Annotated in this window: 3 protein-coding genes; 1 reads left to right on the top strand and 2 read right to left on the bottom strand. The window is 37.7% G+C overall.

The window, feature by feature from the left end; genetic code table 11:
- Positions 1 to 342, bottom strand: a 342-nt coding sequence (locus HP439_RS13370) for a GNAT family N-acetyltransferase (protein WP_172390840.1), incomplete at its 3' end; no start/stop codon positions are given.
- Positions 329 to 1,030, bottom strand: coding sequence for a YggS family pyridoxal phosphate-dependent enzyme (locus tag HP439_RS13365; protein WP_172390853.1), 702 nt, complete (start codon positions 1,028 to 1,030; stop codon positions 329 to 331). The genes HP439_RS13365 and HP439_RS13370, both read right to left, overlap by 14 nt.
- 80 nt (positions 1,031 to 1,110) lie before the next feature.
- Between HP439_RS13365 and HP439_RS13360 the strand changes: the two genes are divergently transcribed.
- A partial coding sequence (locus HP439_RS13360) for a DUF4296 domain-containing protein (protein WP_172390839.1) occupies positions 1,111 to 1,534 on the top strand: 424 nt, incomplete at its 3' end.

The following is a 1,534-nucleotide window of genomic DNA, read 5'->3' as shown; positions in this document are numbered from 1 at the left end:
ACCACCAAAGCCTTGCTCTTTGGCGAAATTTATTGTGTGTGAGAGAAGTTTACTTCCTATGCGATTTCCTCGTTCGGACTGAGTAACGATTAAATCTTCTAGGTATAGACGACGACCTTTCCATGTCGAATAACGAATATAATATAAAGACAGACCCAAGATTATACCTTCTCGTTCCGCTACAAATGCACCCCAAACCGGTCGTTCGCCGAATCCACTATCAATGAATTCTTCTAGAGAAACCGTTACTTCATCTGGCGCTCTCTCAAAGACAGCCAGCTCATGGATAAGTTCCATCATTGCCGGGCAGTCACCCACTACTGCTTTCCTAATCGTTACCATCTTTTAGTTTATAATGTTTGATTACGCGTTTTCCAAAAATAGTACTTCCTAAACGTACCATGTTGCTTCCATTTTCTATTGCGAGTTGATAATCCGAAGACATTCCCATTGAAAGCGTATCGAACGAATCTTCTTTTCTAAAAAAGCTTACTTTGATCCCATCAAATAGCATTTTTAGCTCGTAGAACTCTTCGTTAATATTTTTTTGATTGTCCGTATTTGTAGCGATCCCCATAAGACCGCGGATCCGGATATTTTTTAATGTAGCTAATTCTTCATCGCGCAAGAGATCGATGAGTTCTGCGTGGTCTAAACCGAACTTACTGTCCTCGTCGGCAATGTGAATTTGCAAAAGGCAATCTATTATTCTATTATTTTTCGCAGCATGTTTGTTGATCTCCTTAAGAAGTTTTAGTGTGTCAACAGACTGTATCATTGAAATAAACGGAGCAATATATTTTATTTTGTTCGTTTGTAAATGACCAATTAAATGCCATTCAATATCTTTGGGAAGAAGTTCTTGCTTTTCAACGAGTTCTTGAACCATGTTCTCCCCGAATACGCGTTGGCCTGCGTCATACGCTTGTTGGATGTCTTCGATAGGTTTGGTTTTAGACACAGCAACTAACTTTACATTTATAGGTTTAAAGTCTGTTTGCAAAGACTCGATATTTGTAGCAATACTCATGATGGACGTAAATTCTTTGTTCAAAAACTTAAAAAGCATTTATTCAAATGGCATTTTGTAAATTTGTACAAACTTACAAAATGCAACGCTTATTACTCATTATATTGACGTCGATTTTTTTGATTACTTCATGTCAAAAGACAACTCCGGAAGGCATTTTGCCAGAGAGCACAATGGTGGAGATGATGACGGAAGTGCACTTAGTCGATGGATACCTCAGTACGCTATCGATTGATAGCAGTCGGAAAGTGATTAATAGTCTATACGGACGTATTTTCGATAAATACCAGCTTGATTCAGTTGGCTTTCAGAGAAATGTAGATTTTTATTTAGGAAATCCGACACTCTCTAAAAAGTTGTATTCAACGATCAATCAGTCGATAACTAATAAGGATATTGAATTTCGAAGAGCGGATTCAACGATACAGGCCACTTTAAACGATAGTATTCAACGCGTACAATATTATACAAAACTTGCTGAGGAGAGTCGAACGTTGATATTGA

The organism is Sphingobacterium shayense (genome assembly GCF_013179575.1).
Taxonomy (GTDB): Bacteria; Bacteroidota; Bacteroidia; order Sphingobacteriales; family Sphingobacteriaceae; genus Sphingobacterium; species Sphingobacterium shayense.
Note: the sequence above shows the minus strand (reverse complement) of the source record. Positions and strands in the feature narration are given on the sequence as shown.

What these genes read in the sequence shown, in the direction of transcription:
- HP439_RS13365 (WP_172390853.1), bottom strand. Translation starts at nt 1,030, where the DNA reads ATGAGTATTGCTACAAATATCGAGTCTTTGCAAACAGACTTTAAACCT.